The 5,011-nt window shown below is 30.7% G+C and carries 4 protein-coding genes; all 4 read left to right on the forward strand.

The annotated features are described in order from the left end of the window. Window positions 1-36 precede the first annotated feature (36 nt). The 4 genes from B2X73_RS14420 to B2X73_RS14435 all read left to right on the forward strand — a co-directional run bounded on the left by B2X73_RS14420 (window position 37) and on the right by B2X73_RS14435 (window position 4,994). Entirely contained in the window at window positions 37-1,266 is a 1,230-nt protein-coding gene (locus B2X73_RS14420) for a LicD family protein (protein ID WP_291096799.1), read from the forward strand. A 206-nt stretch (window positions 1,267-1,472) separates the two neighbouring features. Further along, entirely contained in the window at window positions 1,473-2,234 is a 762-nt protein-coding gene (locus B2X73_RS14425) for a glycosyltransferase family 2 protein (protein ID WP_291096801.1), read from the forward strand. A 110-nt stretch (window positions 2,235-2,344) separates the two neighbouring features. Beyond that, window positions 2,345-4,432: a cysteine peptidase family C39 domain-containing protein gene (locus tag B2X73_RS14430; protein WP_291096803.1), complete on the forward strand. Its 2,088-nt coding sequence runs from the start codon at window positions 2,345-2,347 to the stop codon at window positions 4,430-4,432. A 1-nt stretch (window position 4,433) separates the two neighbouring features. Beyond that, window positions 4,434-4,994 (forward strand): hypothetical protein, encoded by a 561-nt coding sequence (locus B2X73_RS14435; protein WP_291096805.1) that lies wholly within the window; start codon window positions 4,434-4,436, stop codon window positions 4,992-4,994. Window positions 4,995-5,011 lie beyond the last annotated feature (17 nt).

A 5,011-nucleotide genomic window follows, 5' to 3' on the forward strand; every position in this document is an offset into this window, starting at 1 on the left:
ACAGAAATCCAATCCTAAAATTTATTTAGGACAGATGTGATAGTTTATAGAATAATTCCAAAGGAAACACCTAATGCCCTTAATCTTTTTAAAGAAAAAACAAAGTTATCAGATGATAATTTTAAGATTATTATAGTAGAAGCATTGGACAATTGCAATTCGCTATTGGATAATGTTTATATGAGTAAAAAGTATGGGTTTCAACTGTCTAAAGAAGAAATAAACATTCATAACGTACACAAACACATCTGGAGTGAATTCTTCAAGTCAGAAGAAGATTTTTGTCTCGTAATGGAAGATAACGTTTCACTCAAACAAGATTTTGAATTCATAGAAAAAGCTGTCAACTCTTTCTCTGAAAATTGGGATGTTTTCTTTCCATTTGATAAGAGTAATAGTACCCCAAAAGATAAAGAGTATATACTGGGGTATTATTGGGGAAGTTGCGTATACTTTTTGAGTAAAGAAGGTGCAAAAAAACTTTTGCCTGATTATATTATAAAGCAACCTGTAGATGATGAATTAATCGAACGGGGATTAAAAGAAGAAATTAATTTATTTTTTGAAGATAAAAAATGGTTTGATATAGATTTTGATCGCTCCTATGTTCACACGGGAAGATTGAGGGAGATTAGTCTGAAAGTCGATAAATACAACGCTTGGACAATTGATCAGAAGCAATTAGCTCAAAACATATTGTCTATTTTATCTGAAATTGCGACCAAATTAAATATAGAACTATTATTACATGGTGGAACACTACTTGGCTATGTGCAGCACGGGAGCATCATTCCATGGGATGATGATATAGATCTGGGTATAGATGAAAATGATTTTAATAAATTTAAAAATTTTATTAAAGAGGACAAAAGATTGCAAATCGAAAGCAAAATAGAAGAAAGAACAGGAACAGAATTTTTCAAGATCTGGAGCGAAGAAGGAGAGCCGATTGAAAATTACTCATATAAATTTCCTTTCATTGATCTTTGGTTGTATCGAAGAAAAGAAAATCACGTTGTCTTCCATAACGGTCTTTATTTTCAAAATGCATTAGAACAGAAATTTCGAAAAGTAATCTTTGAGGGAAGTGCTTTTTTTGTCCCCTTTAATAGCACAGCTTTTCTAGATTTTTTTTATAAAGAATGGAGGCAAAAATTCGTCATCTACTCTTGGAGCCACAGGTTAGAAAGAGTAAATGGTTCTTCTTTTAAAACCGGGATAGAAACCGACAATCATGGTAAATTCTTGAAATATTCAATATATTAAACTAATCCGTACTAAAGATAGATACCTAAATAAAACAAAAAATTTCTAACAGAATCGAAATTTACGAGATCTTAAGAAAATCCATTGTTAAATATTCTCAATTTAAAAATGTGTACTTAAAATCTAATTAGGATTATTATTGTACTTTTTTGGTCTCTCAAAATATCTTAATCTGTTAATTCAAAATTATAAATGAAACTAAATAGATGATCACGGTAATTATTACTGTTTGGAAACGGAACAACGTGGAAGAACAGATTCAGGCACTTCTTCGTCAAACTCTTCTGCCAACGAAGATTTTTATATATCATTGTAAATTTAACTTAGATCCCGACCTCGATTTAACACATAAGTACCCATTGGTTGATTATCAGGTAAATACAGATGACCTTGGGTATTTCGGAAGGTTTAGCTTGGCATTACATGCAAAAACTCCATACGTATATATTTTAGACGATGATGTAATTCCTTCCGAAAATTGGCTACAAAGATGTTTGGATTTATGTATTTCTAAAAATTGTATTATATCACCAACAGGGCGAATTATCCCAACTATGGATTTTACTCCTGAGCAGCCTAAAGGTTTGAAAGAAGAATTTATTAACAAATATTTTGTAGGAGACAACAATAGTAGAATTCTTGAAAATCACTGCTATTCAGACACATATGTTGATTTTGGGTGTAATAGTTGGTTCCTTAAAACCGATTGGCTGAGCTATTTTTGGGGAGTTAAGCCATTTACAACAACGACAGGAGAAGATGTCCATCTGTCTGTTTCTTGTCTAATATTTGGGGGAATCAGAACTCTGGTGCCGAGACAAGTTAGTTCTAGTACATCAGGAAATATGAAGAAATATTATGGCTTCGACCAATTTGCTAGTTGGAAAAAGACAGACTTTATCACTGAACGCGAAGCCATTTTTAAATATTGGATTGAAAAAAAGGGATGGAACCCCATATTGTGGTAAACTTTGAAAATCAAAAACATTGCCAATAATTTAAGGACATATTATAAGAAAATGATATTTAATTTATATCTCCCACCAAATAAACAATTTCAGAGCAAGATAATGGCAAAATGAAAAACCTGAAACTATTATATGATCTATTAGTTAGAACCAATAATCCTGTAGAATGTGGGATTGCATGTATTCAAACCGTTGCCAAATATTATGGATATTTATGTTCGATTGATGAGTTAAAACATACCTCTAGAATGTCCGAATCAGGGATGACATTACTAGAACTTTCAAAAATTGCAAAAAATATTGGGTTCAGTGCAAAGGCCTACCGAACAGATTTTGAAACTATTATAGGAATTGACTCACCACTTGTTTTGAATACTATATCAAAATCTGGACAAAATGGGTATGTAGTGATGCTTGGAACGACCGAGAAAAAGGGAATTAAGAGATTTATAATTGGAGATCCACTTCATGGAGTCTATTTTTTATCTCAAAAGCAGCTCGAAGAACGTTGGTACAGTAGAATATGTTTGATACTGGAAGTAACTAAAAAACTTGAATTGTCTGATTTAGCCGTCAAACCAAAACTAATCATCAACCACTTAATGTCGGAAAAAAAGTTATGGAGGCTTATGTTATTTATAACTTTAATACAGACATTGGTTTTGACAATAGGCATTATTTTGGCACTTAGACTATTAGATGTAATCCTTTTTCCTGATATTTTAAGATTAGCGAGCCTCTCACAAGCATTAGAAGTATTTATAATATTTATTATTTATTTATTTTTTGATAGTTTTCGCACTTATATTTCAAAAATATATAGTCTCAAAATGTTGGGAGTTTTTCAGTATGAGTACCATAACTACCTGTTGGGAATGTCAAAGTCATATCTTTCCAATCAAAATAAAGACTCCTTAACAGCCCAGGGATTGAATAATATTTCTCAAATGATGAAATATCTTACAAAAGTTATTAAAGGAATTCCATATTTTTTTGCCTTTCCAATAGTCTTGATTACGCTTACAATAAGATCATGGGAAATACTTTTAGTTGGAACTCCAATATTTGCACTATTGCATATATGGTATTACAGAAAAAGAATTCTATTGAGTTATGGATATTATGCTTCAGTAGCTCATGTTGGAACTTCGATTGTTTCTTTTTTTGAATTTGTTGAAAACTTGGGTTTATATAAATCTTTTAAATCATCTAGTACCATTTTATATAACAGTACTCAGTGGTTTATTTATCCATATATTGTCCAGCAGAAAGAAGATCACAAAATTCATGTCCTGAAAACATTCACGGCATTTCTGACAATATGTATTTACTTCTTAATCGCATTTTTTAATTATTTAAGAGTTGTAAACTTCGATTTATCCGGAGCTAGTTTTTTAATAGATATTTCTACATTGGCAGCTTTTTATTTTTTAACATTCAAATGTTCTGATCAGTTGTTTTCTTTACATATTTCCGATCATTTTTTTAATAAATTATATTATTTGAGAGGTGTGCCAACGGGAAATGTAATTAATAGAGACCAATTTAATAGCCTACAAATATCAAATTTACCTCTCAACAATCCATCCGAAAAAGGCAGTCAAATTAAGGAAATATCACTTACTATTTATAAAGACGAAATGATAGGTGTTGTATGTGACAATAGCTTTGAAAAAAGAAAGATTTGTAAAATATTGATTCGAGAGGATGAATGTGATGAGATGAATGAGGTTTTGGTCAATGGTAAAGCTATTTCTACAATTTCTTTACAACATTGGAAAAGCATAATAACCTTGGTACCACAGGAGCCAAAAATATTTAAAGGTTCCATAATTGAAAATATTACCTTTTACGATTCGATGTATAGTCCTGAAAAAGTGAGAGCGTTTCTCTCTAAAACTCATTTAGATTTATTTTTCCGACATATGCCAAGTGGTTATCATACTACTGTAAGCGATGATGGAGCAGAATTATCCCGAGCTGAAAAACATATTATTTCGGTTTTAAGAGCAGTCTATGCAAATTCTGCAATCATATTGGTAGATGATATATTTATAGACTTAGACGGGGAACAGGAGAAATATTGTATTGAGCTTCTTAAAAATATGACTGAAGACAGATCTATTATTTTATTATCAGTCAATGAGAATCCTATCAATAAATATTGTGATAGGAATTACTTAATTGAATCTATGTAATATGAAAAAAAAAGCATTATTTATTCAGTATCCGTCAATAAGCCATTTAAATGGTGGAAATCGAATTGCTGATATATTAAAAAGAAGCGGTTATGAAGTATACTATTTTATTGATAGTAAGATGGCTCAGAATGTTATCTCAAGAGGATTTACATATTATCCCGCAATTACGAATCCGATCGTAGAGTATTATGATGAAGAAGCCCTAAGTAATGATAACATAACTTATAGTTTCTCTGATCGCTTTAGAGACAATTTGTTAGGTGTTTTTATTAATAGTAGGAAAAAGGAGCTATTTGAGGTCGTTACAAATATTTCTCCAGATATTATCATTGCAGATACTTTTGCCGGGTCTGATTTTATTCTTATTTACCCATTAATAAAATCATTGGGAATACGTTTTTTTTATTTAGAAACTATGTTATCATCAATTGATGACACAAATACGCCTTATTTGAACAGCAAGTTATATCCAAATCAAAAATTTAGAATTAAGTTAGAGTTTTTACAAAGGAAATATCTTACAAAATGTAAACGGTTTTTAATGAAGCTTAAATATTGAATATTCCGACAAAAGTA

Origin of the sequence: Empedobacter sp. UBA7252 (assembly GCF_002472765.1) — a bacterium.
GTDB lineage: Bacteria > Bacteroidota > Bacteroidia > Flavobacteriales > Weeksellaceae > Empedobacter > Empedobacter falsenii_B.